Source organism: Actinoplanes sp. NPDC051537, from assembly GCF_055586105.1.
Map to the genome: position 1 here is coordinate 468238 of NZ_JBVJIU010000005.1, position 26115 is coordinate 494352.

Genomic DNA, 26115 nt, shown 5'->3' on the forward strand with positions numbered 1-26115 from the left:
GTAGCAAGGCTCAGGTATGGCTGGCCCTACCCTCGGAACGGTGGCTGGCGATACCGACATCGGCCGATGCTTCCCCTAGCGTTTTCCTCATGACGACAACGACCATGACCAGGGCAGATGCGGCCGTGACACTGCGCGGGGTGAGCCGGGTCTACGGCCGCGGCCCCGCGGCGGTCCGCGCCGTCGACGACGTGACGATCGAGTTCCCCCGCGGCGGATGGACCGCCGTGATGGGCCCGTCCGGTTCCGGCAAGTCGACGCTGTTGCACTGCGCGGCCGGCCTCGAGCGGGTCGACGCCGGCCAGGTGCTCCTCGGCGACACCGACCTCACCACCGCCCGCGACCGCGAGCTGACCACGCTGCGCCGCACGCGCATCGGCTTCGTCTTCCAGAGCTTCAACCTGATCGGCTCGCTCTCCGCCGCGCAGAACGTCGCTCTTCCGCTCAAGCTGGCCGGTCGCCGCCCGCGCGGCGCCGAGGTGCGCGAGACGCTGGCCGCCGTCGGCCTCGCCGACCGCGCCCGCCACCGGCCGCGCGAGCTCTCCGGCGGCCAGCAGCAGCGGGTGGCGATCGCCCGCGCCATGGTGACCCGCCCCGACGTGCTGTTCGCCGACGAGCCGACCGGCGCGCTCGACTCCTCGGCCGCCCGGGTCGTGCTCGACCTGCTGCGGTCGATGGCCGACGCGGGGCAGAGCATCGTGATGGTCACCCACGACCCGATGGCCGCCGCCCGCGCCGACGCCGTCGTCTTCCTGCGCGACGGCCGGGTGGTCGACCGACTGGCCGGCGCCGGCCCGCGCCAGGTCGCCGACCGGCTCGCCAGTCTGGAGGACGCGCGATGAAACTCTTCGCCGGCGCCTTCCTCTCCGTGATGCTCGGGGTCGCCCTCGTGCAGTCGTCCCTGCTGCTGCTCATCTCGGCGGCCACCTTCGACCCGCCGCCCGGCCTGAGCGCCGCCGAGCGGATGGAGTTCACCGACAACACGGCCGCGGTCGTCTCGATGCTCGGCCTGGTGCTGGGCATCGCCACGTTCCTGGCCGGGTTCATCATCAGCTCGACGTTCGCGTTCACGGTCGCCCAGCGCCGCCGCGACTTCGCGCTGCTCCGCCTGGTCGGCAGCAGCCGCGGCCAGGTGACCCGCCGCCTGCTCGGCGAGGCCGTGCTGCTCGGCGGCCTCGGCGCGGCCGCGGGGGTGCCGGTCGGCCTGGCCGTGATGGCCGCGCAGACCTGGCTGATGCGCCGGATGGGCTTCGTCCCCGACAGCTTCAGCGGCCAGTGGCGCCAGTGGATCCTCGCGGTGTCGGTCGGCACCGGCATCGTGCTGGCCGTCGCCGGCGCCATGGTGGCCGCCCGCCGCGCGGGCCGGGTGCGCCCGCTCGAGGCCCTGCGCGAGACCGGCACGGCGGCTCGCGTCATGACCGTCACCCGCTGGCTGGCCGGCCTGATCTTCTTCGGCGGCGCGCTGGCCCTGGTCATCGTCGCCCCGCACGGCGGCCCGGCCGGCGCCGCCGCGATGGCGATGAACGTGCCGCTGCCGGCCGCCATCGCCGCGGCCGCGCTCAGCCCGCTGGTCGTCCCGCTGCTCGGCCGCCTGCTGCCCACCGGCACGAGCGCGGTCGGCGTGCTGGCCCGGGCCAACCTGTGGGACGCCCGCCGCCGCAGCGCCTCGGTGGCCGCCCCGCTGATCGTCCTGGTCGCGCTCGTGGTCGGCACGGCCGGCGCGAGCGCGTCGTTCACCGCCTCCGGCGTCGACGAGCTGCGCCGCCAGACCCACGCCGACCTGGTCGTCAGCGCCACGGGTCCGGCCGGCGCGATCGCTTCGGTGCCGGGTGTCGCCTCCGTTTCCTCCGAGACGTCGGTGCCGGTCACGTTCACCACCGGCCACGGCGAAGACGCGGAGACCGACACGGGCATGGCCCTGGTCGTCACGCCCTCCGCCTACGCCGCCGCCCACTCGGCCGGCTCCGCGTTGCACGCCCTGCAGGGCCGCGCCGTGGCGGCCGGTCCCGGCGGCGACGTCCCCCGGCACGGCACGATCCGCCTCCAGGTCCCCGAGGCCGACCTGGGCCCGGTGCCGGTGGTCGCCTCGGTCCCGCCCGCCATGAGCGGCGGCGCCGACCTGCTGATGCCGGCCGGCCTGGTGCCCGCCTCGGTGCTGGCCGCCGCCCCGACCCACTCGTTCGTCACCCTCGACCGAGGCGCCGACCCCGCCACCGTGCGGGCGGCCCTGTCCCGCCTCGGCGCCGTCTCGGCCGTCGACGACTGGCTGCGCGCCGACGCCACCGACCGCCAGTCCACAAGCGACAAAATCATGCTGGTCGTGATGGGCCTGGGCGGCCTCTACGCCCTGATCGGCGTGGTGAACTCGATCGTGATCGGCGCCGCCGCCCGCCGTCGCGAGTTCGCCGAGGCCCGCATCACCGGCCTGACCCGCCCCCAGGTGATCCGCTCGGCCCTGGTCGAGTCCACGGCCGTGACGGTGGCAGCGCTGCTGCTGGGCGCCGTGGCCGCCGCGGGTTCCTTCATCGCCGCCGCGGCCGCGACATCGGCCGTGACCGGCCACGGCACGATCTCCATGCCCTGGCCCCTGATCGGCGCGGTGTGCGCGGTGGCCTTGCTGGTCACCGCCGCGACCAGCCTGATCACCTCATGGTCCGCAACCCGCCCGTCCCCGATCTCGTTGCTGGCCGCCCGCGAGTAGACCCGGGCCGGCGCGCGTCAGCCCCCTGCCGGCGCCGGCCCGCTCATCGCCCTCAGCGCTCGGCGTCGCCTGTTCGGCCTTGTCGGCCGCGGGCGGCGCCTTTTGCTTTCCGCCCCGCCCGCCTTCAGTTCCGCGGCCACCGCGCCTACCGCGCGGCCACCGCGCCTACCGCGCGGCCACCGCGCCCGGCGCGGCCACCGCGCCCGGCGCGGCCACTGCGCCCACCGTGCCCGGCGGCCGGCCACCGGGCCCATCGCGCGGCCACCGCGGCCACCGGGCCCGGGGGCGGCCACCAGGCCCGGGGGCGGCCACCGCGGCCACCGCGCCCATCGCGCGGCCTCCGCGGCCTCCGAGCGGCCACCGCGCCCATCGAACAGCCACCGGGCCTATCGCGCGCCGTCACCGCGCCCACCGCGCCCATCGCGCGGCCACCGCGCCCATCGCGCGGCCACCGCGCCCATCGCGCGGCCACCGCGCCCACCGCGCCCACCGCGCGGCCACCGGGCCCATCGCGCGGCGTCACCGCGCCCATCGCGCCGCCTCCGCGGCCTCCGCGCGGCCACGGCCTCTGCGGCCACCGCGCCCATGTCGCCCGGGCGGCCGCGTCACGCACAGCGCCGACGATGCTTTGCGTTCGGTTGTCCGTCTGCGCGCCGCGGCGGTCGGGGGCGGGCTCACGGGTACTGGTTGTCGAGCAGGCCGTTGAGGTATTTCTCGACGTTCGTGTAGCCGGTCTTGTCGAAGTCGCCGGTGGCGTCGTTGGTGGATGGGTTCAGGCCGTATCTGGTCTCCCACGCGTCGGGCATGCCGTCGCGGTCGGTGTCGGCCTTCGGGGTGCCGCCGGCCACCGTGCCGTAGCCGCTGTTGCCCAGGCCCGTGGCGCTCTGATTCGACCACAGGTCGCCCTTGGCGCCCAGCGAGGTCACGTCGGCTACCACGAGCTTGTCGACGTCGTCGCGGGGGACGGCGCCGGCCTTGGCGATCACGTCGGCGTAACCGGCCGCGGCGGTCAGCGTGGGAATGGTCGCGGTGGTGGGGGAGAAGGGCGACGTCAGCTCGGTGGCGCCGCCGCGGACGGCGGCCGCGGAGCCGTTCAGGGCGCCGTCCTTGTTGCTGTCCAGCCAGTTGTCCCTGTTGTAGATCTGCTGGTTGCCGGTTTGGTAGTAGTAGTTCGACGCGCTGGTGGTGCGCGGGCCGGTGATGAAGTAGTTGCCGACCACGTCGTGCAGGAACTGGCCGCTCGAGTTCCCGGCGGTGTAACCGGCCTGGTAGTTGTAGACCACGTTGTTGACGAACTGGGTGTTCGCCTTGGCCAGCGGGTTGCGGTTGTGCGAGTTGGCCCAGAGGTTGCGCCACCAGGTGTAGGGGCCGGTTTCGGTGTGTGCGCCGAACTGCTGGCCGATCGGGTCCGCGTCGATCGAGTACTGCACGGTGATGTTCGAGGCGCGGACGGCGTCGATGTTGTTCCAGGCGCCGAACTCGATCGACACGTGGTCGAAGATCAGGTTGCTGGCGTCGAGCCAGTTGAGGCCGCTGTTCTTCTGGTCGGCGTCCTGCGTGCCCATGCGGAACCGGAAGTTGCGGACGATGACGTTCGTCCCGCTGTTGAACGAGACCTCGCCACCCTGTACGCCGATGCCGCCGCCGGGCGCGGTCTGACCGGCGATGGTGATGTTGCTGTGCACCAGGACGGTCGAGGACAGCTTGACGTAGCCGCCGACGTCGAAGACGACGATCCGGTTGTCGGCGCCGACCGCGTCGCGGAAGGAGCCGGAACCCGAGTCGTTGAGGTTGGTCACGTGGTGGACCGTGCCGCCGCGGCCACCGGTCGCCGCCGCGCCGAAGCCGACCGCGCTGGGGAACGCCTTCACCGGACCGCTGGGCGGCGGGGTGGTGGTTGGCGGGACAGAAGAAGGCGGCGTGGATGAAGGCGGCGTGGATGAAGGCGGCGCGGTGGCGCCGGTGCAGGCAACCCCGTTCAGGCTGAAGGCGGCCGGTACGGGATTGCTGCCGGTCCAGGTGCCGTTGAAGCCGACCTCGATCGCGGCCCCGGCGCCGATGGCGGCGGTGTAGTCGGCGTTGGTGGCGACCACGGCGCCGGAGGCGGGGCTCGCGGTGAAGCCCCAGGACTGGGTGATGGTCTGGCCGGCCGGGAAGGTCCAGCCGAGCCGCCACCCGTTGATCGGATCGCCGAGGTTGTGGATCGTGATGGCGGCGGTGAATCCGCCCGCCCACTGGGAGCTGACCCGGTAGTCCACCTGGCATCCGGCGGCGGCCCGGGCGGTGGTGGCGACGGCGACCGACGCGAGAACGGAAAGGGACGAGATGACGACGGCCGTGGCGGCCCGTTTGCGGCTCATGACTGTCCTCCTCGGATGGTCGGGTTCACGCGCCGGTGCAGGTCAGGGCCGGCGTCGTCGCCGTGCCCGTGGCCAGGAACCCGAAGGTGGCCGACGCCGAGGCGGACAGGGCGCCGTTGTAGGACTCGTTGGCTACCGTGACGGCCGTGCCGCTGGTGGTGAGCTTGCCGTTCCAGACCTGGCCGATCGCCTGGCCGCCGCCGAGCGTCCAGCGCACGGACCAGCCGCCGATGGCCGCGCTTCCGGCCGTCACGGTCACCTCGCCCTGGAAGCCGCCGTCCCACGTGCTGGTGGTCCGGTAACTGGCGGCGCAGGCCCCAGTGGCGGAGGTCGGTGAGGTGGGCGTCGTGGCCTGCCCACCACTGGCGGCGTAGTCGAGGTACTCCTCGATGTTCCGGTAACCGTCGCCGTCCAGGTCGCCGTTGTGGTCGTCGCTCGCCGGGTTCAGCCCGCTGGCGGACTCCCAGGTGTCGGGCATCCCGTCGTTGTCGGTGTCCCAGCCGCCGGCCCGGCTCACCGGCGCGGCGTTCCACAGGTTGTTCCATTCGGTGGAGTTCGGATCGTTGACGACTCCGCCGCTCGTGTTCCTGGTCTCGGTGACGACCCGGGTGTCGACGGCGTCGCGTGACCAGGAGAAGGCGCCCGCGTTGGCCAGAACCCGGGTGAGGGCGGCGCCCGCCGACTCGGTGGTCATGCCGGGCACGTCGAACCGCGTGCTCCGGTGCGTGGGGACGTCGGTGAAGCGGTCCCAGGCGATGTCCGTGCCGTTGGTGAGGTTGGCGTCGTAGTCGGCCCGGTTTCCCGAGATGTACGCGCTGGTGCCGGTGGCGCCGGTGAAGGCCTCCGGGTTGCCGGAGCTCTGCCGCAGGTACGTGTTGCCGACGAAGTTGGCACTGGCGAGCTGGTTGTCGCCGCTGTACCCCTTGCCCTCGAAGATGACGTTGTTGCTCCACTCGACGTTGTTGACGGCGCCGGTCTCGTCGCCGAGCCGGGGCAGGCGGCTGATGTGGTGCGCGAACAGGTTGTGGTGGTAGGCGATGTTCGACCCGGTCACATCGCTGCCGACCAGCGCGCCGTAGCTGTGTCCCTTGTAGTTCAGGCCGTCGGAGACGATCGCGTACTGCACCGTGACCTGGCCGGCGGCGTCGCTGGAGCTGATCCCCTCGTCGTCGGCCCAGCTGACCGAGACGTGGTCGACGATGACGTTGTCGCCGGTGATCCAGATGCCGTCGTTGGTCGCCGTCCCGGGGTTCGCCTGGTCCTTGCCGGGCCGGAACTTCAGATGCCGGATGACGACGTTGCTGCCGGTGACCTTGGTGGCCTGGCCCATGATCGTGATGCCGGGCTTGGGCGCGGTCTGGCCGGCCAGGGTGATGTTCTTGGCGCCGATGGTCAGCCAGCCCTGCCGGCCGGCGGGGGCGAGCCGGATCGTGCCGGCGACGTCGAACACGATGGTCCGGCCGGTGCTGGGGGCGTTGGCGATCCCGTAGCGCAGCGAGCCGGCCTGCGGGCCGGTGGCGTTGTCGGTGAGGTTGGTGACGTGGTAGACATCGCCGCCGCGACCGCCGGAGGCGTACATGGCCGGACCCGCGGCGCCCGGGAACGCGGCCAGGGTGGCGGCAGCGGCGGGCGGGCCGGAGGCGATCAGGCCGGTGAGAACGAGGGCGCCGGCGGCCACGGTGGCGAGGACCGGGCGTACGGGGAAGGGCATTTGGGAGCGCTCCCATCGTGAGCAAAACGCGAGCAACAAGAGAGGACGGGTCTCTTATTGAAGATGCTCGATGGGACTGCCGATAACAGGTTTTGCTAAAGACGGCGGGGCGGGAGGAGCAGCACGTCGGCGATCACGGCGCCGTCCCCGGTCAGGCGGGTGGTGGCGGGGCTGTCGTAGACGACCATCACGCGGTCGGCGCCCAGCATGCTCAGGCCCTCGGCGTGGTCGTCGCCCTCGCCGTACGACAGGTCCAGCTCCCTGGTGATCAGGTTGTCCCGCACGATGGTGGGGATGTCGGAGCGCGCCGCGTCGTGCCAGCGGTAGATGCGGACCGGGCCGTCGAGGTCCATGGTCGGGCCGGCCAGGATCAGCAGGTCGTCGCCGTCGGGGCAGAGGTCCCGGACGCCCAGACCCTCCAGATCAAGGACGTGTTTCCGGTACGGGAGGCCATCGCCGAAGTCGCGCAGGCGCAGCCGGTCGGGGTCGTCGTCGCTCACGTAGGGACGCAGCTCGATCACGAACGCCCAGCCCCGCAGCACCGGCCCGCGCAGGCCCAGGTAGACCCGGTCGCCCCGGACGGCGATGCCCTCGATGTCGAGACCGTTGTCCTTGCCGGGGATCGGGAGGAACGGGCCCAGGTGCTCGTCGTCGCGCAGCAGCGAACGAAGATTGTCCCGCCGGCGGAGGGCCGCCGCCCGGTGGCGCTTGCCGTCGACCTCGATCTCCTTGACCGGGGTCGGCACGCCGTCCACGTCGGCGATCGGGAGGCGTACGAGAATCTGGCGGTTGTCCTGTCCTTCGATCCTCGCCAGGCGCTTCAGGGCCTGACCGCCCTCGTGTCGCTCCTTGATCTGCTTGCGGCGCAGGCTGTGCGAGCCGATCGCCCACAGGAAGTGACCGGTGCGGGCCAGGCCCTCGACGTCCGCCTCCTCGTCGGCGTCCTCGCCCGGCAGGTCCACGAAGTCGGCCAGCCGGAACGTGGTCTCGCCGCCGAACTCGGTCGCCTTCTCGGGCTGGTCGGCGGTCAGGCGCTCGACCGTCGCGGTCTCGTCGCCGGCGATCCACAGCACGTGGCCGTCGAGGCGGACCGCGGACAGGTTGGTGTGCGTGGCGGCGGCCCGGGACGTCTCCCCGAAGCGCAGCCGAACCGTGTAGTCGACCGTCATGGTCGATATCGTGTCACCGTCACGCACGGGGGGCGGCGCGTATGAGTAAGCAGAGCTGCGCGTAGCGCCGGGTGGGGCAATCAGGACGAGGGCTGGGGAGCGGCGGCCGGGCTGCGGTTTCCGGAACGGTCTATGGCGCGTACGCCGAAGAAGACGTTGTCCTTGGATAGGTCGATCGTCACGGTTGTCGCGTTTCCCACCCGGCGGCTGTGGGTCCAGTCGGGGGCGGTGGTCTCGCGCCAGAGCAGCTCGTAGCCGTCGAGGTCGGGCTCGGGGTTCGGCTGCCAGCGCAGGGTGGTCTGGTTGGTGAGCTGAGTGGTGTCGATGACCACGCCCTTGGGAGTGCCGGGGGCCTGGGCCAGCGACCACAGGGCGGCGGCGTTCACCCGCGCGACCCCGGCGATGTAGCCGAAGTCGCAGAACTCGATCAGGTCGCCGTACTGGACGCCGTTCTCGACGCGTACGTCCTGGTGCTCGTGGGCGAAGTTCTCGCGAGGCTCGGTGAAGCGGCCCGCCGGGTAGCCCCGCAGCAGGAACGAGATGTGGTCGCTGCCGCGCAGGTAGCGGTCGCGGCGCCAGATCGGGCGGACCCGCATGCCGGACGGCGAGGCCACGTCGTCGACGAAGCGGCCCAGCTGCCGGGACGGGCCGTCGTTCTCGCCGCCGACGCTCTGCCGGATCGTGGTCTGGGCCGGGGTCTCCGAGGTCGGCACTCCCTCGATGAAGAGCCGGACCGTGCGCGGGTCGTTCGGCGTGCCGTCGTGGGCGTTGCCGGTGCCGACGATGTCGTTGCTGAACATGCCCTGAATGTCGGCGCCCGCGTCCTTGAACGACTGGGCCAGGTGGTCGGAGCCGTAGAGGCCCTGCTCCTCGCCGGCCACGGCGGCGAACACGATGGTCGCCTCGGGGGAGCGGGTCGCCAGCACCCGGGCCAGCTCCATGATCACCGCCACGCCGGACGCGTCGTCGTCGGCGCCGGGCGCGTCGGCGGTCGCGTTCATCACGTCGGTCACCCGCGAGTCGTAGTGGCCGGTCACCACGTACAGGCGCTGGGGAGTGACGCTGCCGCGCAGGGTGGCCACGACGTTGGTGATGCGGGTGGGCACCGGGATGCGGGACGCGACCGGCTGGATGAACGACTGGAGCTCGACGGTCATCCGGCCGCCGGACGCGGCGGCGTAGCGCTGGAGCTCCGCGAAGATCCAGTCGCGGGCCGCGCCGATGCCGCGCACCGGGTCGTCCTGCACCGAGAGGGTGTGCCGGGTGCCGAAGGCGACCAGCTTGCGGATGGTCGCCTCGATCCGGCGGGGGTCGATCTCACGAAGGATGGCGCGCAGGTCGGCCGAGGGGTTGTGCTTGCTCAGGCCGGCCGCCTGCGCGGCGCTCTCGCCCGAGACACCGGCGGCTACGGCCGCCGCGGACACCGTCAGGAAGGTACGCCGAGTCGACTTGGCCATGCCGACCACTCTCGTCCGAGGTGGCCGGCATGTCCATGGCTGTCGATATCCGGGATCGGGGAAGAATCAGGATGTGGTGGCCGGGCCCGGGGTGGGTGCGCTGGCGCTGGGGACCGGGGCCGGGTTGGCCGGGTTGGGGTTGGCCGGGTTGGGGTTGCCGGGGTTGCCGGGGTTGACCCGGCGGTGGCCGTCCTGGCGGTTCGGGAAGCCCTGGCCGGGGCCGTTGCGGTACCCGGGGCCGTCGAAGCGGCGCTGGTCGGGGGCGCTGTGGCCGCGGTCGTCGAAGTGGGTGAACGCCGCGGCGGCGCCGACGACGCAGCCGCCGATCACGCAGCCGGCCAGGAGGGTGGCGCCGGCGATCAGGATCGGGACGCGCCGGGAGTACCAGCGGGCGTTCTGCGGGGGCGGCGCGGCGTAGGTCGCGCCCGGCGGCGGGCCGGCGTAGACCCCGGGAGGCGGGGCGGCTGGCGCGGCGGCCGCCTGCTCGGCGGCGGCGGGCTGGGCGGCGGCGGGCTGGGCGGCGGCGGGCTGGGCGGCGGCGGGCTGGGCGGCGGCGGGCTGGGCGGCGGCGGGCTGGGCGGCGGCCTCCGGAGAAGTCGCGGCGGCGGTCGGCTCGCCCGGTGAAGGCTCGGCGGACGCGGCCGGCTGGCGGACGGTCGGCTCGTCGGGGTCGGCGTGCGGTTCGCGATCGGTCATATCGAGGGGCTCCATACCGAAAAATCCAGGATTCCGGGGGTACGGCTTCAAGAATCGGCCCGATACCTGAGAAGTCGGGTGGGAAGCGTCTAAGAATCATCTAAGAACCGGCCGTGGCGAATCTGTGGATCTTTCGGGGTAGTCCGGATGGCCGCGTCGAGCCGCCCGGATGTCCGGTCCACAACGGACGACGCGAGATCTAGCATTTTTCCGCATGCGGAACGCGTTTCGGAGGCGGGACACGAGCGAGCTCGAGGCCGAGGTCGAGGCCTTGCGGATCTACGTGGCCGGCACCCGCGCCGAGAACGAGCGCCTCACCCGGGAGAACGCGGCCCTGCGCGCCGAGATCGACCGGCTCGGCATGGCCGTCGAGTCGTCGACCGCCGAGCTGCGCCGCGTCCTCGGCACCGGACCGGTGATGGCCGGCACCCGCTGGCACGCCGAGCGCCCGCCCTGGTAAGCGAGCGCAGCCCTGGTGAGACAGCGCCGCCCTGGTGAGACAGAGCGCCCGCCCTGGTGGGACCGAGCGGCGGGATCAGGAGAGCGCGTCGTCGATGCCGGGCTCGTGCCGCCCGAGGAAGACCGGGTCGCGGCCCGAGAGCACGTCGAAGGCCGCCTTCACCACCGCGCCCCGCTCGCGCACGACCGAGTGCGCCCACGGCTCCTTGTAGATGCGCACCGAGTCGTCGCCCACCCCGCTGGCGTCGACGCCCAGCTGCCGGCACAGCGCCACGGCGCGCTCGATGTGGTAGCTCTGCGTGACCACGATCGCCCGGGAGACGCCGAAGATCCGCTTGGCGCGGGCGCACGAGTCGTACGTGTCGAAGCCCGCGTGGTCGAGGACCACCTGGCTGGCCGGCACCCCGCGCGCCACCAGGTAGACCTGCATGGCCCCGGGCTCGTCGTAGTCCCATCGGCGGTGATCCCCGGACACCAGGATCGCCCGGACCTTGCCCGAGTCGAGCAGCCGGTGCGCGATGTCGAGCCGGGCCGCGAGGAACGGCGACGGCGTCCCGCCCTGGTAGACCTGCGCCCCGAGCACCAGCGCGACCGGCGCCGGCGGCACCGACTTCTCGTCGTAGACGTGGCCGGAGGCCCGGCCGATCACCCAGAGCGAGGAGGCGGCCATCACCAGGACGGCGAGCGCGGTGGCATAGGCGCCGGCGTAGAGCAGGCGGCGCAACAGGCGGGGCAGCACGCGGCCGACGATGCCAGCCCGTGTCAACATGGGCGGCGTGACCGACGACCCCTGGACGCGATGGGCGGCCGAGCAGCCCGGAGCCCGGATCTGGCGGCGGGCGGAGGCGATCGCGGTGGCCTGCCCCGGCCTGTGCCGCCGCGACCGGCTGGCGGTCCAGGGCGATCCCGACGCGGTCGCCGGGCTGGTCCGCGAGGTGCTGCCCGAGCTCGGCCCGAGCTATCGCCCGTTCGGCGCCGAGGACGTGGTGGTCGGCGTCGCCGAACGGGTGCCGGGCCTCGACGTGGCCGGCAAGTTCGCCTGGATGGAGGTCACCGGCCCGGTTCCGGCGCCCGAGGGCGACATCGGCTGGCTGCCGGACCGGGAGCTGCCGGAGGTCACGGCGCTGATCGAGGAGGAGTTCCCCCGGTCGTACGCGAAACCCGGCGTCCCCGGCGTGCGCCGGTGGGCCGGTCTGCGGGGCGACGACGGGCGGTTGCTGGCCGTGGCCGCCGACGCGTGGTCGACGGCCGGCACGGGGTTCGTCGCGGGCGTCGCCACCCGGGCCGAGGCCCGCGGCCGGGGGCTGGCCCGGCAGCTGTGCGCCTTCGTGACCAACGATCAGATCGCCGGCCGGGCCCGAGTGGCTCTGCTCGCGGATTACTGGAATGTCGCGGCGCTCACCGCGTACGGGAAACTCGGTTTTGTCGTGAAGCCCTTAGCGGCCGCCCACGTCAGCTGATCGTGAAGGGCGCGCGCAGCAGATCGCGCTCGCGGGAGGACGGGCCGACGTGCAGCTCGAAGTCGCCCGGCTCGACCACCCGGCGGCCGTCGGCCGTGACCAGCGTGCAGGCCGACGCCGGGATCTCGATCTCGACCGTGACCGACTCGCCCGCCGGCACGGTGACCTGCCGGTACGCCTTCAGCTCCCGCACCGCCCAGGTGACGCTGGTGACGAGGTCGCTGACGTAGGCCTGGACCGTCTCCGGCGAGGGCCGGTCGCCGGTGTTGGTGAGCGTGACGGTCGCGGTGACCAGGCCATCGACGGCAACATCGGGCGAGACCGACAAATCACTATAAGCAACCGGCGCGTACGAGAGACCTTCGCCGAAGACGAAGAGCGGCTCCTGGGTCAGGTCCGCGTAGCGCGTCCCGTGCTGCCCGCGGATCTGGTTGTAGTAGACCGGCTGCTGCCCGACGTGCCGCGGCACCGACAGCGGCATCCGCCCGCTCGGCTCGATGAGGCCCAGCACCAGCTCGGCGATCGCCCGCCCGCCGCGCATGCCCGGGTTGAACGCCTGGATGATCGCCGCTGCCTCCATCGCCGATGAAGGGAGCACGCACGGCTTGGAGTTGAGCAGCACCACGATCATCGGGGTCTTGGTGGCCGCGACGGCGTCGAGCAGCGCGAGCTGGCCGCCCTGCAGTTCGAGCGTGGCCGTCGACTTGTGCTCGCCGGTCAGGTTCACCGTGTCGCCGACCACCACGATCGCGTAGTCGGCCCGGATCGCCTCGTCCCGGGCCAGCGCGATCAGGTGCTGGTCGACGGGCGCGCCCTGCGAGATCGGCGGGCGCGGTTGCCCGTCCGGGTAGGTCGCGCCCTCGGGGTCGGGCACCAGCCGCTCGATGTCGGCGCCGCGGGCGTGGGTGATGTCCCAGCGCGTGGGCGCGACCGCGCGGAAGCCGTCGAGCACCGTCTCGGTCATCTCGCGCGGGTGGCCGTCCGGCATCCAGTCGACCTGCCCGGAGTCGCCGGCCCAGTCGCCGAGCTGCGCGGACACGTCGTCGGCGTTCGGGCCGAGCACCGCGATCCGCTTGAAAGCGCTCCCATTCGCGAGCGGCAGAACGCCCTGGTTGCGGAGCAGAACCAGCGACTTGCGGGCGACCTCGAGGTTGAGCTCGGCGTGCTCGGCGATGCCGATGACCGCGCGCTGACGCTCGGCGTCGGGGGCGCGGGGGTCCTCGAACAGGCCCATGCGGAACTTCAGGCGCAGGATCCGGCGTACGGCCGCATCGATCTCCTCTTCTCGCAGGAGACCGCGCGCCACCGCCTCCTGGGCGCCCTCGAAGAATCCGGGCGTGGTCATGACCAGGTCGTTCCCGGCCCGCACGGCCACCGCCGCGGCCTCGGCGTAGTCGGCGCAGACCTTCTGCTCCCAGACCATCCGGCCGACGTTGTCCCAGTCCGTGACCAAGGTGCCGTCGAAGCCCCACTCTTCCTTGAGCACGTCGTTGAGCAGCCACTTGTTGGCCGTGATCGGCACGCCGTCCATCGACTGGTAGCCGAGCATGAAGACCTGGCAGCCCTCCTTGGCGACCCGCTCGAACGGCGGGAGGAACCAGGAGCGCAGCTTGCGCGGGCTGATGTCGGCCTCGCTGGCGTCCCGGCCGCCCTGGGTCTCGGAGTAGCCGGCGAAGTGCTTGGCGGTGGCCAGGATGGCGGTGGGGTCGGACAGGCCCTCGCCCTGGTAGCCGCGGATCATCGCCGAGCCGAGCTCGCCGATCAGGAACGGGTCCTCGCCGAACGTCTCGTCGACCCGGCCCCAGCGCAGGTCGCGGGCGATGCACAGGACCGGCGAGAAGGTCTGGTGGATGCCGGTGGCGGCGACTTCGAGCGCGGTGATCCGGGCCGCCTGCTCGACCAGGGAGGCGTCCCAGGTCGCGGCCATCGCCAGCTGGGTCGGGAAGATCGTCGCGCCCGGCCAGAACGAGTGGCCGTGGATGCAGTCCTCGGCCGTGAGCAGCGGGATCTGCAGCCGGGTCTTGGCGACCAGGTCGATCGCCTCGAGCATCTTCTGCGGCGACGTGTGCAGGATCGAGCCGGCCAGCTGCTCGCTGACGATCTCCTTTACGTCGTTGCGGGCGTCCAGCTGGAGCATCTGCCCGACCTTTTCCGGCAGGGTCATGCGGGCGAGCAGGTCTTCGACACGCCGCTCGACGGGCAGGGCCGGATCCCGGTAGGGAAGAAGATCAGCGGGCACTCGTGCCTCCGGTCGTCACGACCGCGGTGGCACGGTCTGTGGAACGCTAACAACCGGCAGTCTTCCAGCCCGGAACCGGTTCCGGCACCCCGTTCCGGTTCCGGAACTGTTCACTTAGTTATCCGGATCACTTTCATCAATACTCGGGGCCTCGATACCGGCCGCCTCGATCGCGTCCAGGCGGGCCTCGGCGGCCTCCTTCTCGCGCTCCACGAGGGTCGCGTACTCGATCAGGACCGACGGGTCCTCGGAGTCTTCGAGGTGGTCGAAAAAGCGCTGGGTGGTGCGGACCGCCTCGGCGTACGCCGCGGCCGCCTCCCGGATCGCGATGATCGTCTTGTCTGCCATGCGGACAGTCTTATCACCACGGCACCCGGCCGTGCCGGTTGACGTATGTGCCGGTCGGGCCGTCCGCTCCGACCTGCGCCATCCGCACGATGATCTCGGCCCCCTCCTCGATCGACTGCGGCCCCTGGTGATCGTTGAGATCGGTCGCGGTGTAGCCCGGATCGACGCAGTTGATCCGCATTCCCGGGTACGCCTTCGCGTAGTGCACGGTGACCATGTTCAGCGCCGCCTTCGCCGCGCCGTACGCCATCGCCGGCACGTGGAACTCCATCACCGACGGGTCGTTCGCCCAGCCGAGCGAGCCGAGCCCGCTCGACACGTTGACGATGACCGGCAATTCCGACTTTTCGAGCAAAGGTCGGAAAGCGTGGGTGACCTCGACCACCCCGAACAGATTCGTCTCGAATAGTGGACGCAGGCTCTCCGCGGTCACGTCGCCGACCGGCCTCTGACCGCCCGAGATGCCCGCGTTGTTGATCAGCACGTCCAGCGTTCCGACGGTCTGCGCCGCCGCCGCGATCGAGTCCGCGTCGGTCACGTCCAAGTGGACAAATCGCCCGCCCAGCTTGCGTGCGGCCTCCGCGCCTTTCGCCGCGTCCCGCGCGCCCATCCACACCTCGTGCCCGGCCGCCAGCAACTGCCGGGCGGTCTCGAAGCCCAGTCCCTTGTTCGCCCCGGTGATCAATGTCGTCGTCATGCGTCCACGCTGCCGCGATGTGTCTTCGGTAGGGGAGGTACCGGCGGTACCAGGCAATCCGGTCGGCGGGGGGAAACACTGGAGGCATGACGGTCGAGTTCGGGCGCGCGATGCGCCGATGGCGGGAGCGGCTCACGCCCGGGGCGGTCGGCCTGCCGCCGGGTGGTCGCCGCCGCGCGCCCGGCCTGCGTCGCGAGGAGCTGGGCCTGCTGGCCGGCATCTCGGTCGACTACATCATCCGGCTCGAGCAGGGGCGGGCCACCGCGCCGTCGGCCCAGGTGGTGGAGGCCCTGTCGCGCGCCCTGCGCCTCGACGGCGCCGAACGCGACCTCCTCTTCCGCTTGGCGGGACTCGAGCCTCCGGGGCGGGGCCGGCTTCCCGTCCATCTCACGCCGGGCGTGCAGAGGCTTCTCGACCGCCTGTCCGGTACGCCGGTGAGCGTCCACGATGCCGGCTGGAACCTGATCACGGCCAACGAGCTGTGGGTCGCGCTGATGGGCGACCTCATCGCGTTGCCGGGCCGGCAGCGCAACATCGTCTGGCGGCACTTCACCGGCGCCGGCAGCCGGATCCGGGAGACGTCGGCGCAGAACGCGGCGTTCGAGGCCGCGATGGTCGGCGACCTGCGCGCGGCCGCGGCCCGGTATCCGTCCGAGCCGTCGCTGCACGCGCTGATCGCCGACCTGCGCCGGGCCAGCCCGCGGTTCGCCGAGCTGTGGGACGACGGGATCGCGGCGCCGCACGAGTCCGGCCGCAAGACCGTCGACCACCCGGTCGTGGGCGCCTTGGAGCTGGACTGCGACGTGCTGACGGTGCCCGGCTCCGACGTGAAGATCGTGGCGTACACGGCGGAGCCGGGCTCGGAGAGCGAGAGCCGGTTGGCGTTGCTGTCGGTGGTGGGCTCGCTGGACCCATCCCTGCGCGATTAGGTCACTTTGCAGGCCGCGCCGTTGAGGGCGGCCGCCGTCGGTGGCGCGTCGCTGGTCGTCCAGCGGCCGAGCATCCCGGCCGTGACGCTGCCGCCGGCCGCGATCGTGCGGTTCCAGCGCTCGCCGGTCAGCGTGATCGCCGAGCCGGTCTGCCGGACGGTCGCGTTCCACGCCGACGTGACCTGCTGGTCGCCGCCGGCCGTGAGCACGAGCGACCAGTTGTCCACGGCGGTCGTCCTCTGGTTGGTGACGGTCACCTCGGCGACGAAGCCGCCCCGCCACTCCGAGGTCGTCCGGTAGGCGACCGTGCAGACCGGCGGGGGCGGCGGCGTGGTCGTGACGACCGGGCCGCGCACGGTGTTGGAGGCGATCGAGAGGTTCCCGGCCGCGTCCCGGGCCCGCACGTAGTACGACGGCAGGCCGAGGCTGCTGCTCCGCAACGGCGCGGCGAACGTGGTGCCGGCGGTGGTGCCGACGACCGTCGAGGTGTACCAGCCGTCGAAGAAGTACACGTCGTACCCAGTCACCCCGGCGTCGTCGGTCGCGGCGTCCCAGGCGAGCGGCACGGCGTCCGGCAGCGTGCCGGTGATCCGCAGGTTGCCCGGTGTGGACGGTGGCGTCGTGTCCCCGGTGGTGGAGGCCGGGGTGACGACGGTGACGGTGTTGCTGGCCGGCGAGGAGCCCCCGTCGGCGTCCCGGGCGCTGACCCGGAACGAGTACTGCCGGGTCGGGAGGATGTACCCGGTGATGGTGGCGGTCGTGACGTTGCCGACCGGCTGAGCCCAGTACACGTCGTTGAAGGCCTGGTTGTAGCTGACCTGGTAGTCGGTGGCCCCCTCCGACGCGGTCCAGGAGAGCGTGACCGAGACCGGCGTGACGGCGGCGACGTGAAGGTCACCGGGTGCGGGCGCGGCGGCCGAGGCGGGCCGGCCCGCGACGGCGATGAGGGCCGCCACGAGGAGCGTCGAGGCGAGCCATTTCCGAGGACGAGACATGCCTCTGACCGTCCGACATGGAATAGACGGATGTCAACGTAATCCCGTGTTCAATACGGGTCCATCGAAGTCTGCTGGGCGGACATGCCGGCGGTGCCGCGCAGCGCTCGCAGGTCCCAGATCGTGATGCGGCCGTAGCGGCTGCTCGCCACCCGGTTGCGGCGCATGTCGGTGAGGGCTTTGTGTATCGAGACCTCGGCGGCGCCGCACATCGTGGCCAGCTCCGGCTGGGTCAGGCGCACCCCGATCTCCACCGCTCCCTGCCGGTCCGGGCGGCCGTGTTTCTCGGCCAGGTCGGTGAGGATGCGGGCGAGGCGAATCTTGACCGGGTACGCCGTGAAGTCCACCCGCCGCCGATTGGACCAGCGCAGCCGCTCGCCGACCATGGTGGCCAGGGCGAGCGTGGCGTCGGGATGGCCGCGCAGGTAGGGGCCGAACTCGCGACGCGGGATGAGCCGGATGACGCCGGGCCCGCACATCGTCACCGTCGCCGAGCGGGGCGAGTCGCTCAGGACGGCCATCTCGCCCAGCAGGTCGCCGGCGACCCGGATGGACAGCAGCGCCATCCGGCCGTCCGACATCTCCACGGTCACCGTATTTCTACGGGGTGCCGGAACTCCCCAGGGCCTACCAAGGAGGCAGCCCAGCACTCAGGGAGGCCGACGTGGACGGCAAGAAGCGGTCCTACCGGCGATTGGTCATCATCGCCGACACCGAGAAGTACAGCGCGCGCAGCACCGTGCTGCAGGACGAGGCCCAGCGGGCGTTCGTCGAGGCACTGGAGGAGGCGGGTCGCGCCGCGGGCGTCGACCGGACGCAGTGGCAGCGGCAGCCGAGTGGTGACGGCGAGATCGCCGTGCTCCCGGGCGACGTCGACGAACCCGTCCTGCTGGCCGGGTTCCTTCAGTCACTGGATGCGCACCTGCGCCGTTACAACGCGGATCGCCTGCCGCGGGCACGGATCCGCATCCGGATCGCCGTTCATCAGGGGCTGATCTTCGTCGACAGCCGGAACGGGTTCGCCGGCGAGGCGGTCAACACCGTCGCCCGGCTCGTCGACGCGCCCCGGCTCAAGGAGGCCTTCCAAGCATTTCCGGAGGCCAATGTCGCGTGCGCGGTCTCCGAGAGCATCTACCGCGACGTGGTGACCGGCGGCTACGACGGGATCCGCGCCGACCGCTTCCGCCGGATCGAGGCCCGGCTGCCGGAGAAGAACTTCACCGAGCCGGCGTGGATCCAGGTCGTCGGCGAGGATGTCAACGCCGTGAAGCCGGCGGCCGGGCTCACCGCGACTGCCCGCCCACCGGCCACCGAATCCGGTGGGGTCGCGGTCGGTGACATCACCAACCTCGACGGCCAGATCGCGATCGGCCACGGCGCCACGGCGAGCGGATATCCCGGTGCGGCGCGATGAGTGACGACGTCCCGGAAGACGCGATTGGCGAGCCGCCGGGTTCTGCGCCCGAGACGCTCGATTCCGATCAGCCCGGCGACTTCGCCGTCACGGACGAGTCCCGGATCGAGCCCGACGACATCAACCGCGAGGTCGGCAAGATGGTCGGCGGAACGGCCGCCGGGAATATCAGCAACCTCGGCCAGACTGCGGTCGGCGCCGGCGCGATGGCCGCCGAGGCGATCCTCAACGCGACCGTCAACCTGAGCCGCGAGAACAAGGGCTGGGACGGCGTGCTCCCGCGCGGGGACATCGACCGCCTCCGGTCCGGTTACGCGCGCACCAGTTCGGACGACGACCTGGCGATCTGCCTCAAGGAACGCAGCGTCGTCTACCTCAGCGCGCCGCCCGGTTGGGGCCGGCACGCCGCCGCCCGGGTCGCGCTCGCCGAGCGGCACGCGCCGGACCGGGTCGCCATGATCCGCATCGCGCCAGGTCAGCGGATCGCCGACGCGATCGCCGACCATGCGTACTTCCGGGAGGACCACGGCCACATCATCGACGCCACCGAGGCGCACTCGATCGAGTTCGTCGATCTCCTCGCCGTGAGCAAGGAGACCGCGGACAAGAAGGCAACGGTGATCGTCATCGGGCCGGTCGCCGAGCAGGGGCACGACCTCGCCTACTACCTGTTCGAGCACCGACGGACCCGCGCGATCGAGGCGTTTCGCAGTCAGTTGACGTTCTTGTTCGGCAAGGCCGACAAGGCCGAGGACCACGTGCAGGGCTGGGTCACGCATCAACTCGTGCGGCGTCATCTGCACGATGCCCTCCCCCTGGAGGACGCCGCCAAGATTGCCGCGATAGTCGGCGGCGCGCCGCCCGGCACTGACGTCGGCGTGCTGCTCGCCGAGGTTCTCGAACAGCGGCTGCTGGCCCAGGCGCGGATCGTCCTGCGCGCCGCCGACCAGGAGGCCCGCGCCGACCGGCGGCCGTGGAGTGGCACGGCCGGTTATCGCCGCGCCTTCCGCCTCGCCTTCGCCGCCCTCGAAAATGCGCCGCTCTCCGCCGTATACGAAGCGGCCGACCTCTTCCTCCGCATCCAGCGCGACGAACCCATGGACGGGCTCGCGTCGGAGCAGGGGGAGTTCGAGCTGGACGGGCTCCTCTCGTACGGGATGCTGGTGCCCGGACGCGACGCCGTGCGGGCCGGCGATCCCCGGTTGGCCCTGCTCGCGAACTCCGAGCTGGCACGGGCCATGCTCGAGGTCGCGTGGAACGAGCGCGGACTGGGCAACCAGCTACTGCGATGGCTGGGCGCGCTCGCCGAGGACCCGCGCTGGTCGGTGCGCCGCCGGGCCGGGTTGCTCGCCGGACTGCTCTGCTTCAGCGACTTCGACGGCGTGATGGACGGGCTGGTCGAGGGATGGGCCACCCACCGCCGCAAGGCGCTGCGGGAGGCGGCCGGTCTCAGCCTTGTGTCCTGCTCGTACTACCCGCCGCTGCGGGACGGTCTGACGGAGCGCTTGGCACGCTTCGTCGACAAACCGGCGGCGGGCAACTACATGAGGGACAGCGTGGCCTACGCCTACGCGTACGGTCTCGGGGCCCAGCTCCCGTACGACGGGCTGCGGCGGTTGCGGCGGATCGCCCGTGACGCCTGGCAGCGCCGGAGCCTGCTGGTCGCGCTGGGCGTGAACGGCTCCTACACCGGGGATCGGGCCGGCCGCATCCTCGCCGAACTACGCGGGTGGATCGCGGCCGGCCGCGAGGAGCCGCATCTGCCGCCGCACGCCGCCCGTGCCTTCGTCCGCCTCGCCCGGCGGGAGAGCTCCGGCCGCCCCGAGCTGCTCGACGAGTGCCGCCGGGGCCGGCTCGACGAGGAGCAGTTGATCGAGCCCTGGTCGGCCGCCCTCAGCCTGCCCACCACTGCCTCGTCGGCGTGGGCGGCGCTCACCGGCTGGCTGGCGGGCAGCGAGACCTCGCCCGAGCTCGCCGACCTGTTCCTCGGCCTGATCCGGGCGCTCGCCCGTGATCCCGGCCTCCAGCTTCGCCTGGCACATCAGTGCCGCCATGTCTGGTTGGTGCAGCGTTCGCCCAGCCCGCTGCTCGCCGCCGTTGCCGAGACCGTCCGAAGGGCATGACCATGACCGCGACGCACACCCCACCGCCGATGACCGCAACCACGCGGGAACGCAGGGGCTGGTTCGGCAGCTTCTTCGCCGGCCCGGCTTCGGCGGGTCCCCGCGCCTGGGGGCCGGAGCACGATCAGACCTGCCGCCTCGAGCCCTCGGAGCCGCTCGTCATGCTCGCCGACGGCGACGCCTTCTCCTTCAACATCTTCGTCACCTACCACTGGCGCGGGTACGCCGAGAGCCGGGACGAGCTCGTCGGCTTCGCGCGGGAGCTGTTCCCCAAGGCGCGTCGTACGACGGTCAACCTGCTGCGCCCACTCGCACGGACATACGGTCCGCACAAGGCCCGGGAGCTGGAAGCCGAGATCAACGGATCGGCGGAAGCCGGCCGGCAGTGGTACACCGAACGCGACCGGTCCTTCTCGGTCATGATCGCTGTCCGCGTGGAGCCCGACGAAGCCGTTGTCGAGCAACTGCGCCCGTACTGGTCGGAGCGAATCAAGGCCGAGTGCGAGCACGAGCTGGGTCTGCAGAAGGCACGGCAGGCCGAGGAGCTGACCCGGCTGTGGTCCGAGGTCTTCGACCAGCTGGAGTCCGATCCCCGGGCCGCGTACGCCGCCCGGCTGAGCGAGCAGGAGTTCGCCCAGGTCTTCGGCCTCTTCGCCGACGACCGGAAGAAGGTCGTCCGCGAACTGCTCGGCCTGCTCAAGGCCGCCGTCACCGGTCACGACGACGCCCGGCTCGGGCCGTCCGAGTACACCAAGGCCTGGGACGCGGCACTCAGGGCGTTTCAGCGCCAGCACGGCATAGCCACACCGGAGGAATGAGGGACCGGGCCGGCGCTGTCTCGCGCCGGCCCGGCCGGGTGGCGTTACGGGTTGACGACCTTGCCGCCGAAGGTGACCTGCAGCGTGCCGGTCGAGGAGAAGGACCAGCCGAGGGCGCCGCTGTAGGTGGTGCAGCGGGAGCCGTTCGTGCCGGACCAGAACTGGTTCGAGGTGTCCGAGTTGCCGACGATCCGGTCGTTCGTGCCGCTCGAGCTGCGGCACGAGGTGTTGTTGCGGAACGTCGACGTGCCGGCGTCGAACGAGAAGTTGCGCTCGGCGTTGTCGATCCCGACGTTGTTCGAGATCGTCATCGAGCCCGGGTTGCTGTTGTACGTGAAGCCGTGGTGGCCGTTCTTGTAGGCGATGCTGTGCGTGACCGTGTGGTTGACCCCGATGTCCTCGCCGCCCAGCTTGAAGCCGTTGCGGTCGCCGGCGCCGGCCTGCGAGCCGTCGCTCAGGGTGCCGTTGTTGTAGGACAGCGAGTACTCGATGGTCACCGGGCCGATCGCGCCGGTGTCGGTCTTGGTGTAGAGGTCCCAGCCGTCGTCGATGTTGTTGTGCGACACGTCGTACCGGAAGACGTTGCCGGTGCCGACCGTGAGCTTGGCCGCGAAGCCGTCGGCGTCCTCGCCGTCCGAGTCGGCGTTGTCGTGCGACTCGGCGCTGAGGATCAGGTTGTTCGACGGCCACTGCGCCTGCGGCGTGTCCGAGGCGATCCGGGACAGCTGGAGGCCGGTGTCGTGGTTGAAGGCGGTCACCGTGCGCTCGATGACGTTGTTGCTGCCGCCGACGAAGATGCCGTTGTCACCGGCGTGCTGGACCACGATCCCGTACACGTGCCAGTAGTTGCCGTTGACCGCTAGTCCGCGATTCGCCGGGTCCTCCGCCTGCGCCGAGAAATTCAACACCGGAGTCTCACCGGGGTACGCGGAAAGCGTCTTCCGCGCGCTCGAGGTGCCATTGTTCCCGGCCGCGATCGTGATCGTCGACGACGCGGCATAGGTGCCGCCCCGCATGTAGATCGTCCCGCCGGCCGCGATCCGGGTGATCGCCGACGCGAGCGTGGTCGGGTCCGACTGGGTGCCGGACGCGCTCGCCGACCCGCTCGGCGACACGTACAGCGCGCCGCTGGTGGGCGGCGTCGTCGGCCCGGTCGTCGGCGGGGTCGTGGGCGGCGTGGTCGGTGGAGTCGTCGGCGGCGTGGTGGGCGTGGTCGGCGGCGTGGTGGTCGGCGTCGAGCCACCCGCGTCGTCGACCACGACGTCGTCGAACCGCCCGGTCGCGTGCTCGGTGAGCAGCCCGATCCGGCCGGCGCTGATCGTGCCGTCGGTCGCGCTGCCCACGCTCGTGCCGTTGATCGAGCCGCTGATCGTGCTGCCGTTCACCGACAGCTTCAGCGTGTAGAACGTGCTGGTCGAGATCGTCTGGCTGAGGCTCGCGAGGACGCTCACGGCCGAGCCGTTCATCGTCTCCAGCTGCACCTTGTTGCCGCCGGTCAGCGACAGCCGGTACATCTTGGTGGCGCCGCTCGCGCGGGCGGTCAGGGCCACGACGCCGCTGGTCGAGGCGAACGACGTGGCCTTGACCCGGGCCTGCACCGAATAGTTGGTCCAGCCGGTCGAGCCGGCGAACTCGCGGGCGCGCTCGCTGCCGGAGTCGGACTGCTGGAGTACCTGCGAGCCGTCGGACGTGATCGCCCAGGTGCCGCCCGATTTCGACCAGCCGCTGGTGCTGCCGTTCTCGAAGTCGGCGCTGAAGACGGTCGCCGCCTCGGCGTCCGAGACGGTGACGAAGAGGCCCGCCGCTACCAGCGTGGCCAGCCCGCCGACACCGGCCAGCCGGCGCAGCCGGCGGGCGCGTGGTGTGGGTGCCATGCGCATTTCTCCTTGTCGCATGCGGAAACCGCCGGAGAGCAAGCGGAAGTGACGGCGCGGCCGAGAATGGCCCGTCGAATGGCGAACATGCGGTTTCCGGGGGACGGTTATTCCGTTTCGGAATCTGCCACCGTCAATGCATCAGGGTCAATGAGTTCCATTTGCAGGTTTGTTGCACAGCTCCGCGGACTCGATGGCCAGCACGGTGAGGCCCCACTTCGACCGGGTCGCGTGCTCCTCGCCGGCCTCCCACCGGGCGGCCTGGCCGGCGCCGATCGGCAGCCAGGGGCCGTCGCCCGAGCGGACCTCGCCGGCGCCGGAGATCACCACGAGCAGCTGGCCGACCGGCGCCGGATGCGTGCCGATCTCGCCACCGGCCTGGACCTTGAGGACGGTCACCTCGGCGGCCGGCTCGCGCACGAGCTTGGCGGCGGTGAGCCCGGCGCTTCCGAATGCTTCGATCGGGTGAACGGGCAGCTCGGTCAGATCGACGATTTCCACGCGCGGAACGATAGCCTGATCGGCGTGTGGCGACTGGCCTTTGTGGTGGGAGAGCCCGGCCCCGACCGGGAGTCGGCGTTGCGGGCGATCCTGCGCGAGGCGCCGGCGCCGGTCGCCCGGGTCGACGGCGATCGGGGCGCCTTCCCGGTCACCGCCCACGGGACCATGGTGGTGGGCATCGATTCCTCCGTCACGCTGGCGCAGCGGGTGATCCGCGACCTTCTCGGCGCCGGCCTGACCGTCGTGATCGTGACTCGCAGTGCGGGCCTGGCCGGCAACTTTCCGCAGTGGGACGACGTGACGCTCACGGTCGCCTCTCCCGCGGACTCCGGCGGCGATGTCCCGCCGATCGCGTGGGAGGGGCTCGAATACGAGGCCGGACCGACCATGGGCCTGCCCGTCGAACGGCCGGCCGAGGGCCCTCCGGCGCGGGTGGTCAACGTCGCGGTCGCCGACGGCGCGGGTCGTCCCGTCGCCGGTGGCCTGACGCCGGAGCTGCCCTTTCTGGTGCGGGTCGGGATCGGCGCGCCCCGGCCCGAGAGCATCCTGCCCCGGTCCACTCCCGCGTTCCCGGAGCGGCTGCTGGGCGACCCGGACGACGGATGGTGGCTCCAGGCCGTTCTGTCCCGCGATGGGCACGTGATCCAGGCCGGGGCGCTCTACCTCCCGCGTACGGGCGACGGATTTGCCTGCTCCTGCACCCCCGGTGAGCCGCACGTGTGCGCCGAGGGTGACCGGTCGCCCTGGCTCAATCTCGCCGTGACCGCGCCGCGCTCACCCGGCGTGCAGCAGCTCCAGCTCGCGTTGCACCTGGGCGCCGCCGCGATCCAGGCGTTCGAGATCGAGGTGTCGGTCGGCGACGGCGGCGCGGCGCCGGTCGGGCGGGCCGTGTTCACGCTGAGCAAGGAACTGGCCGAGCTCGACCGGTTCGGCGACCGCGCGATGTCGATCCGGCTCGGTGACCTGCCCGAGGGGCGGCAGTACCTGGTGGTGAACGACGCGGCCGGCACCCGGGTCGGCACCGAGCTCTCCGACGCGCAGGCCGGGGACGCGGCCCGCAGCCTGCGCGCGGTGCTGTTCGACCGGCAGCTCAGCGACGCGGGCGGGACGTGGCGGTCGCTCTACGACGACGGGTTCGCCAAGTCCGAAAAGGATTACGTGGCCGACCTGTGGGCGATGGCCCGGGCCGGCGCGTCGGTGCACCTCGGGATCTTCCCGGACGTGGCCGACCGGCGGACGATGCGGCGCGCGCTGACCGGCGGTGGCGGGCCGGCGACGATCCAGGTGGCGCTGGCCGAGGGGTCGCGGGCGGTGATTCCGTGGCAGCTCGTCTACGACCTGCCGATCCAGGACGGCGCGGCGTTGTGCCCGAGCGTGCGCGAGTTCGGCCCCGGCTCCGCTCCTGGCTCCGACGCGCCCGATCGGTGCCCGCACGCCGCCGGCCATGATCAGCGGCATGGCGTGCTCTGCCCGTACGGCTTCTGGGGTCTCGCCCACGTGCTGGAGGTGCCGCCGTCGAGCGGGCGCATGACGCTCGCCGCCGAGACCGGCACCGCCCGGCCGGCCGCCGTCGTGGTCGGGCTCAACGCCGAGCTGGCGGGCGCCGACTGGGACCGGCAGCGGGCCGTGCTCGACGGCCTCGGCGCCGCGAGCGTGATCACCACCGACGTCGAGGCGCTGCGGGACGCGGTGGTCGGCGGCGCCGATCTGCTCTACCTGTTCTGCCACGGCCGGCGGGTCACCGGCGCCGGCAGCTCCGCCGGCGGGCTCGCGCTCGACTTCGGCCGGGGCGGCATGCTGCGGCCCGAGGATGTCAGCTTCTGGGCCGAACTCTCGCCGGCGGTCCGGTGGGAGAGCCGCCGCCCGCTGGTGGTGCTCAACGGCTGCTACACCGGCGAGCGACTGCCGGAGACGCTCACCGACTTCGCCTCCGCGTTCGTCCGGTCGACCGGGGCGGCCGGCGTCCTGGCCACCGAGGTGACCATGGAGCAGAAGCTGGCCGCGTACGCGATGAGCGCCTTTGTCGCGGCGTGGGGGAGCGGCGCCGGCGTGGGCGTGGCGATGCGGCGGGTGCGCTGGCAGTTGCTGGCGCGCGGCAATGTGATGGGGCTCGCGTACTCCCCGTACTGCGATGCCGGCCTGCGACTCCCCGAGGAGGGTTGAC

The 26115-nt window shown here is 72.0% G+C and carries 22 protein-coding genes; 9 read left to right on the forward strand and 13 right to left on the reverse strand.

The window, feature by feature from the left end:
- Window positions 1–89 precede the first annotated feature (89 nt).
- Window positions 90–842 carry an ABC transporter ATP-binding protein gene (locus ACZ6TB_RS14835; protein ID WP_465554478.1) on the forward strand — a complete coding sequence of 251 codons (753 nt, stop codon included), beginning with the start codon at window positions 90–92 and terminating at the stop codon, window positions 840–842.
- Complete coding sequence (locus ACZ6TB_RS14840) at window positions 839–2701, forward strand: FtsX-like permease family protein (RefSeq protein WP_465554480.1); 1863 nt, start codon at window positions 839–841, stop codon at window positions 2699–2701. The genes ACZ6TB_RS14835 and ACZ6TB_RS14840 overlap by 4 nt, the downstream gene beginning before the upstream one ends.
- A 674-nt stretch (window positions 2702–3375) precedes the next feature.
- Here the strand turns inward: ACZ6TB_RS14840 and ACZ6TB_RS14845 are convergent.
- From ACZ6TB_RS14845 to ACZ6TB_RS14865, 5 genes are all read right to left on the reverse strand, one after another.
- On the reverse strand, window positions 3376–5061 hold the full coding sequence (locus ACZ6TB_RS14845; RefSeq protein ID WP_465554482.1) for a cellulose binding domain-containing protein: 1686 nt from the start codon (window positions 5059–5061) through the stop codon (window positions 3376–3378).
- A gap of 25 nt (window positions 5062–5086) precedes the next feature.
- A complete protein-coding gene (locus ACZ6TB_RS14850) occupies window positions 5087–6772 on the reverse strand; it encodes a cellulose binding domain-containing protein (protein WP_465554484.1) in 1686 nt (561 codons plus the stop codon).
- A gap of 95 nt (window positions 6773–6867) precedes the next feature.
- Complete coding sequence (locus ACZ6TB_RS14855) at window positions 6868–7941, reverse strand: DUF3616 domain-containing protein (RefSeq protein ID WP_465554486.1); 1074 nt, start codon at window positions 7939–7941, stop codon at window positions 6868–6870.
- Between the two features lie 80 nt (window positions 7942–8021).
- Window positions 8022–9398, reverse strand: a complete 1377-nt coding sequence (locus tag ACZ6TB_RS14860; RefSeq protein WP_465554488.1) for a M20/M25/M40 family metallo-hydrolase — start codon at window positions 9396–9398, stop codon at window positions 8022–8024.
- A 66-nt stretch (window positions 9399–9464) separates the two neighbouring features.
- Window positions 9465–10094, reverse strand: coding sequence for a hypothetical protein (locus ACZ6TB_RS14865; protein WP_465554490.1), 630 nt, complete (start codon window positions 10092–10094; stop codon window positions 9465–9467).
- A gap of 214 nt (window positions 10095–10308) precedes the next feature.
- On the opposite strand from ACZ6TB_RS14865, the gene ACZ6TB_RS14870 reads away from it, so the two are divergent.
- A complete protein-coding gene (locus ACZ6TB_RS14870; protein ID WP_465554492.1) occupies window positions 10309–10554 on the forward strand; it encodes a hypothetical protein in 246 nt (81 codons plus the stop codon).
- Between the two features lie 75 nt (window positions 10555–10629).
- On the opposite strand, the gene ACZ6TB_RS14875 is transcribed toward ACZ6TB_RS14870, so the two are convergent.
- Window positions 10630–11322: a SanA/YdcF family protein gene (locus ACZ6TB_RS14875; RefSeq protein WP_465554494.1), complete on the reverse strand. Its 693-nt coding sequence runs from the start codon at window positions 11320–11322 to the stop codon at window positions 10630–10632.
- Here ACZ6TB_RS14875 and ACZ6TB_RS14880 point away from each other — a divergent pair.
- A complete protein-coding gene (locus tag ACZ6TB_RS14880) occupies window positions 11321–12013 on the forward strand; it encodes a GNAT family N-acetyltransferase (RefSeq protein ID WP_465554638.1) in 693 nt (230 codons plus the stop codon). The genes ACZ6TB_RS14875 and ACZ6TB_RS14880 overlap by 2 nt on opposite strands.
- On the opposite strand, the gene ACZ6TB_RS14885 is transcribed toward ACZ6TB_RS14880, so the two are convergent.
- The 3 genes from ACZ6TB_RS14885 to ACZ6TB_RS14895 all read right to left on the reverse strand — a co-directional run bounded on the left by ACZ6TB_RS14885 (window position 12006) and on the right by ACZ6TB_RS14895 (window position 15297).
- Window positions 12006–14252, reverse strand: a complete 2247-nt coding sequence (locus ACZ6TB_RS14885) for an exo-beta-d-1,3/1,6-glucosidase (protein ID WP_465554496.1) — start codon at window positions 14250–14252, stop codon at window positions 12006–12008. The two genes, ACZ6TB_RS14880 and ACZ6TB_RS14885, sit on opposite strands and share 8 nt — an antisense overlap.
- A gap of 114 nt (window positions 14253–14366) precedes the next feature.
- Window positions 14367–14600 (reverse strand): hypothetical protein, encoded by a 234-nt coding sequence (locus ACZ6TB_RS14890; protein WP_465554498.1) that lies wholly within the window; start codon window positions 14598–14600, stop codon window positions 14367–14369.
- Window positions 14601–14613: 13 nt separating this feature from the next.
- On the reverse strand, window positions 14614–15297 hold the full coding sequence (locus tag ACZ6TB_RS14895; protein WP_465554500.1) for an SDR family NAD(P)-dependent oxidoreductase: 684 nt from the start codon (window positions 15295–15297) through the stop codon (window positions 14614–14616).
- Between the two features lie 86 nt (window positions 15298–15383).
- Between ACZ6TB_RS14895 and ACZ6TB_RS14900 the strand changes: the two genes are divergently transcribed.
- Window positions 15384–16226 (forward strand): helix-turn-helix transcriptional regulator, encoded by an 843-nt coding sequence (locus tag ACZ6TB_RS14900; RefSeq protein WP_465554502.1) that lies wholly within the window; start codon window positions 15384–15386, stop codon window positions 16224–16226.
- On the opposite strand, the gene ACZ6TB_RS14905 is transcribed toward ACZ6TB_RS14900, so the two are convergent.
- Complete coding sequence (locus ACZ6TB_RS14905) at window positions 16223–17221, reverse strand: cellulose binding domain-containing protein (RefSeq protein WP_465554504.1); 999 nt, start codon at window positions 17219–17221, stop codon at window positions 16223–16225. The two genes, ACZ6TB_RS14900 and ACZ6TB_RS14905, sit on opposite strands and share 4 nt — an antisense overlap.
- 50 nt (window positions 17222–17271) lie before the next feature.
- The gene (locus ACZ6TB_RS14910; protein ID WP_465554640.1) at window positions 17272–17802 is read right to left on the reverse strand and encodes a Crp/Fnr family transcriptional regulator; all 531 of its coding nucleotides are present in this window, start codon (window positions 17800–17802) and stop codon (window positions 17272–17274) included.
- An 83-nt stretch (window positions 17803–17885) separates the two neighbouring features.
- Here ACZ6TB_RS14910 and ACZ6TB_RS14915 point away from each other — a divergent pair, with 83 nt between their 5' ends.
- Genes ACZ6TB_RS14915 through ACZ6TB_RS14925 form a run of 3 tightly spaced genes read left to right on the forward strand, consistent with a single transcriptional unit; the run spans window position 17886 to window position 21576 of the window.
- A complete protein-coding gene (locus ACZ6TB_RS14915) occupies window positions 17886–18635 on the forward strand; it encodes a hypothetical protein (RefSeq protein WP_465554506.1) in 750 nt (249 codons plus the stop codon).
- Entirely contained in the window at window positions 18632–20758 is a 2127-nt protein-coding gene (locus tag ACZ6TB_RS14920; protein WP_465554508.1) for a hypothetical protein, read from the forward strand. The genes ACZ6TB_RS14915 and ACZ6TB_RS14920 overlap by 4 nt, the downstream gene beginning before the upstream one ends.
- A 2-nt stretch (window positions 20759–20760) precedes the next feature.
- Window positions 20761–21576 carry a hypothetical protein gene (locus ACZ6TB_RS14925; protein WP_465554510.1) on the forward strand — a complete coding sequence of 272 codons (816 nt, stop codon included), beginning with the start codon at window positions 20761–20763 and terminating at the stop codon, window positions 21574–21576.
- A gap of 44 nt (window positions 21577–21620) precedes the next feature.
- Here ACZ6TB_RS14925 and ACZ6TB_RS14930 read toward each other — a convergent pair whose 3' ends face one another.
- Both ACZ6TB_RS14930 and ACZ6TB_RS14935 read right to left on the reverse strand, forming a co-directional pair.
- Entirely contained in the window at window positions 21621–23450 is a 1830-nt protein-coding gene (locus ACZ6TB_RS14930) for a cellulose-binding protein (protein WP_465554512.1), read from the reverse strand.
- 147 nt (window positions 23451–23597) lie between these two features.
- Window positions 23598–23951: a cupin domain-containing protein gene (locus ACZ6TB_RS14935; protein ID WP_465554514.1), complete on the reverse strand. Its 354-nt coding sequence runs from the start codon at window positions 23949–23951 to the stop codon at window positions 23598–23600.
- Window positions 23952–23975: 24 nt separating this feature from the next.
- On the opposite strand from ACZ6TB_RS14935, the gene ACZ6TB_RS14940 reads away from it, so the two are divergent.
- The gene (locus tag ACZ6TB_RS14940; RefSeq protein WP_465554516.1) at window positions 23976–26114 is read left to right on the forward strand and encodes a CHAT domain-containing protein; all 2139 of its coding nucleotides are present in this window, start codon (window positions 23976–23978) and stop codon (window positions 26112–26114) included.
- The last annotated feature ends 1 nt before the right edge of the window (window position 26115 follow it).

Bases quoted from the DNA above. Each gene is read 5' to 3' on its own strand.
- ACZ6TB_RS14870 (WP_465554492.1), top strand. From the start codon at position 10,309: ATGCGGAACGCGTTTCGGAGGCGGGACACGAGCGAGCTCGAGGCCGAG.
- ACZ6TB_RS14840 (WP_465554480.1), top strand. From the start codon at position 839: ATGAAACTCTTCGCCGGCGCCTTCCTCTCCGTGATGCTCGGGGTCGCC.
- ACZ6TB_RS14895 (WP_465554500.1), bottom strand. From the start codon at position 15,297: ATGACGACGACATTGATCACCGGGGCGAACAAGGGACTGGGCTTCGAG.
- ACZ6TB_RS14930 (WP_465554512.1), bottom strand. From the start codon at position 23,450: ATGGCACCCACACCACGCGCCCGCCGGCTGCGCCGGCTGGCCGGTGTC.
- ACZ6TB_RS14845 (WP_465554482.1), bottom strand. From the start codon at position 5,061: ATGAGCCGCAAACGGGCCGCCACGGCCGTCGTCATCTCGTCCCTTTCC.
- ACZ6TB_RS14910 (WP_465554640.1), bottom strand. From the start codon at position 17,802: ATGTCGGACGGCCGGATGGCGCTGCTGTCCATCCGGGTCGCCGGCGAC.
- ACZ6TB_RS14875 (WP_465554494.1), bottom strand. From the start codon at position 11,322: ATGTTGACACGGGCTGGCATCGTCGGCCGCGTGCTGCCCCGCCTGTTG.
- ACZ6TB_RS14890 (WP_465554498.1), bottom strand. From the start codon at position 14,600: ATGGCAGACAAGACGATCATCGCGATCCGGGAGGCGGCCGCGGCGTAC.
- ACZ6TB_RS14925 (WP_465554510.1), top strand. From the start codon at position 20,761: ATGACCGCGACGCACACCCCACCGCCGATGACCGCAACCACGCGGGAA.
- ACZ6TB_RS14920 (WP_465554508.1), top strand. From the start codon at position 18,632: ATGAGTGACGACGTCCCGGAAGACGCGATTGGCGAGCCGCCGGGTTCT.
- ACZ6TB_RS14835 (WP_465554478.1), top strand. From the start codon at position 90: ATGACGACAACGACCATGACCAGGGCAGATGCGGCCGTGACACTGCGC.
- ACZ6TB_RS14900 (WP_465554502.1), top strand. From the start codon at position 15,384: ATGACGGTCGAGTTCGGGCGCGCGATGCGCCGATGGCGGGAGCGGCTC.
- ACZ6TB_RS14860 (WP_465554488.1), bottom strand. From the start codon at position 9,398: ATGGCCAAGTCGACTCGGCGTACCTTCCTGACGGTGTCCGCGGCGGCC.
- ACZ6TB_RS14905 (WP_465554504.1), bottom strand. From the start codon at position 17,221: ATGTCTCGTCCTCGGAAATGGCTCGCCTCGACGCTCCTCGTGGCGGCC.
- ACZ6TB_RS14880 (WP_465554638.1), top strand. From the start codon at position 11,321: ATGGGCGGCGTGACCGACGACCCCTGGACGCGATGGGCGGCCGAGCAG.
- ACZ6TB_RS14855 (WP_465554486.1), bottom strand. From the start codon at position 7,941: ATGACGGTCGACTACACGGTTCGGCTGCGCTTCGGGGAGACGTCCCGG.
- ACZ6TB_RS14865 (WP_465554490.1), bottom strand. From the start codon at position 10,094: ATGACCGATCGCGAACCGCACGCCGACCCCGACGAGCCGACCGTCCGC.
- ACZ6TB_RS14850 (WP_465554484.1), bottom strand. From the start codon at position 6,772: ATGCCCTTCCCCGTACGCCCGGTCCTCGCCACCGTGGCCGCCGGCGCC.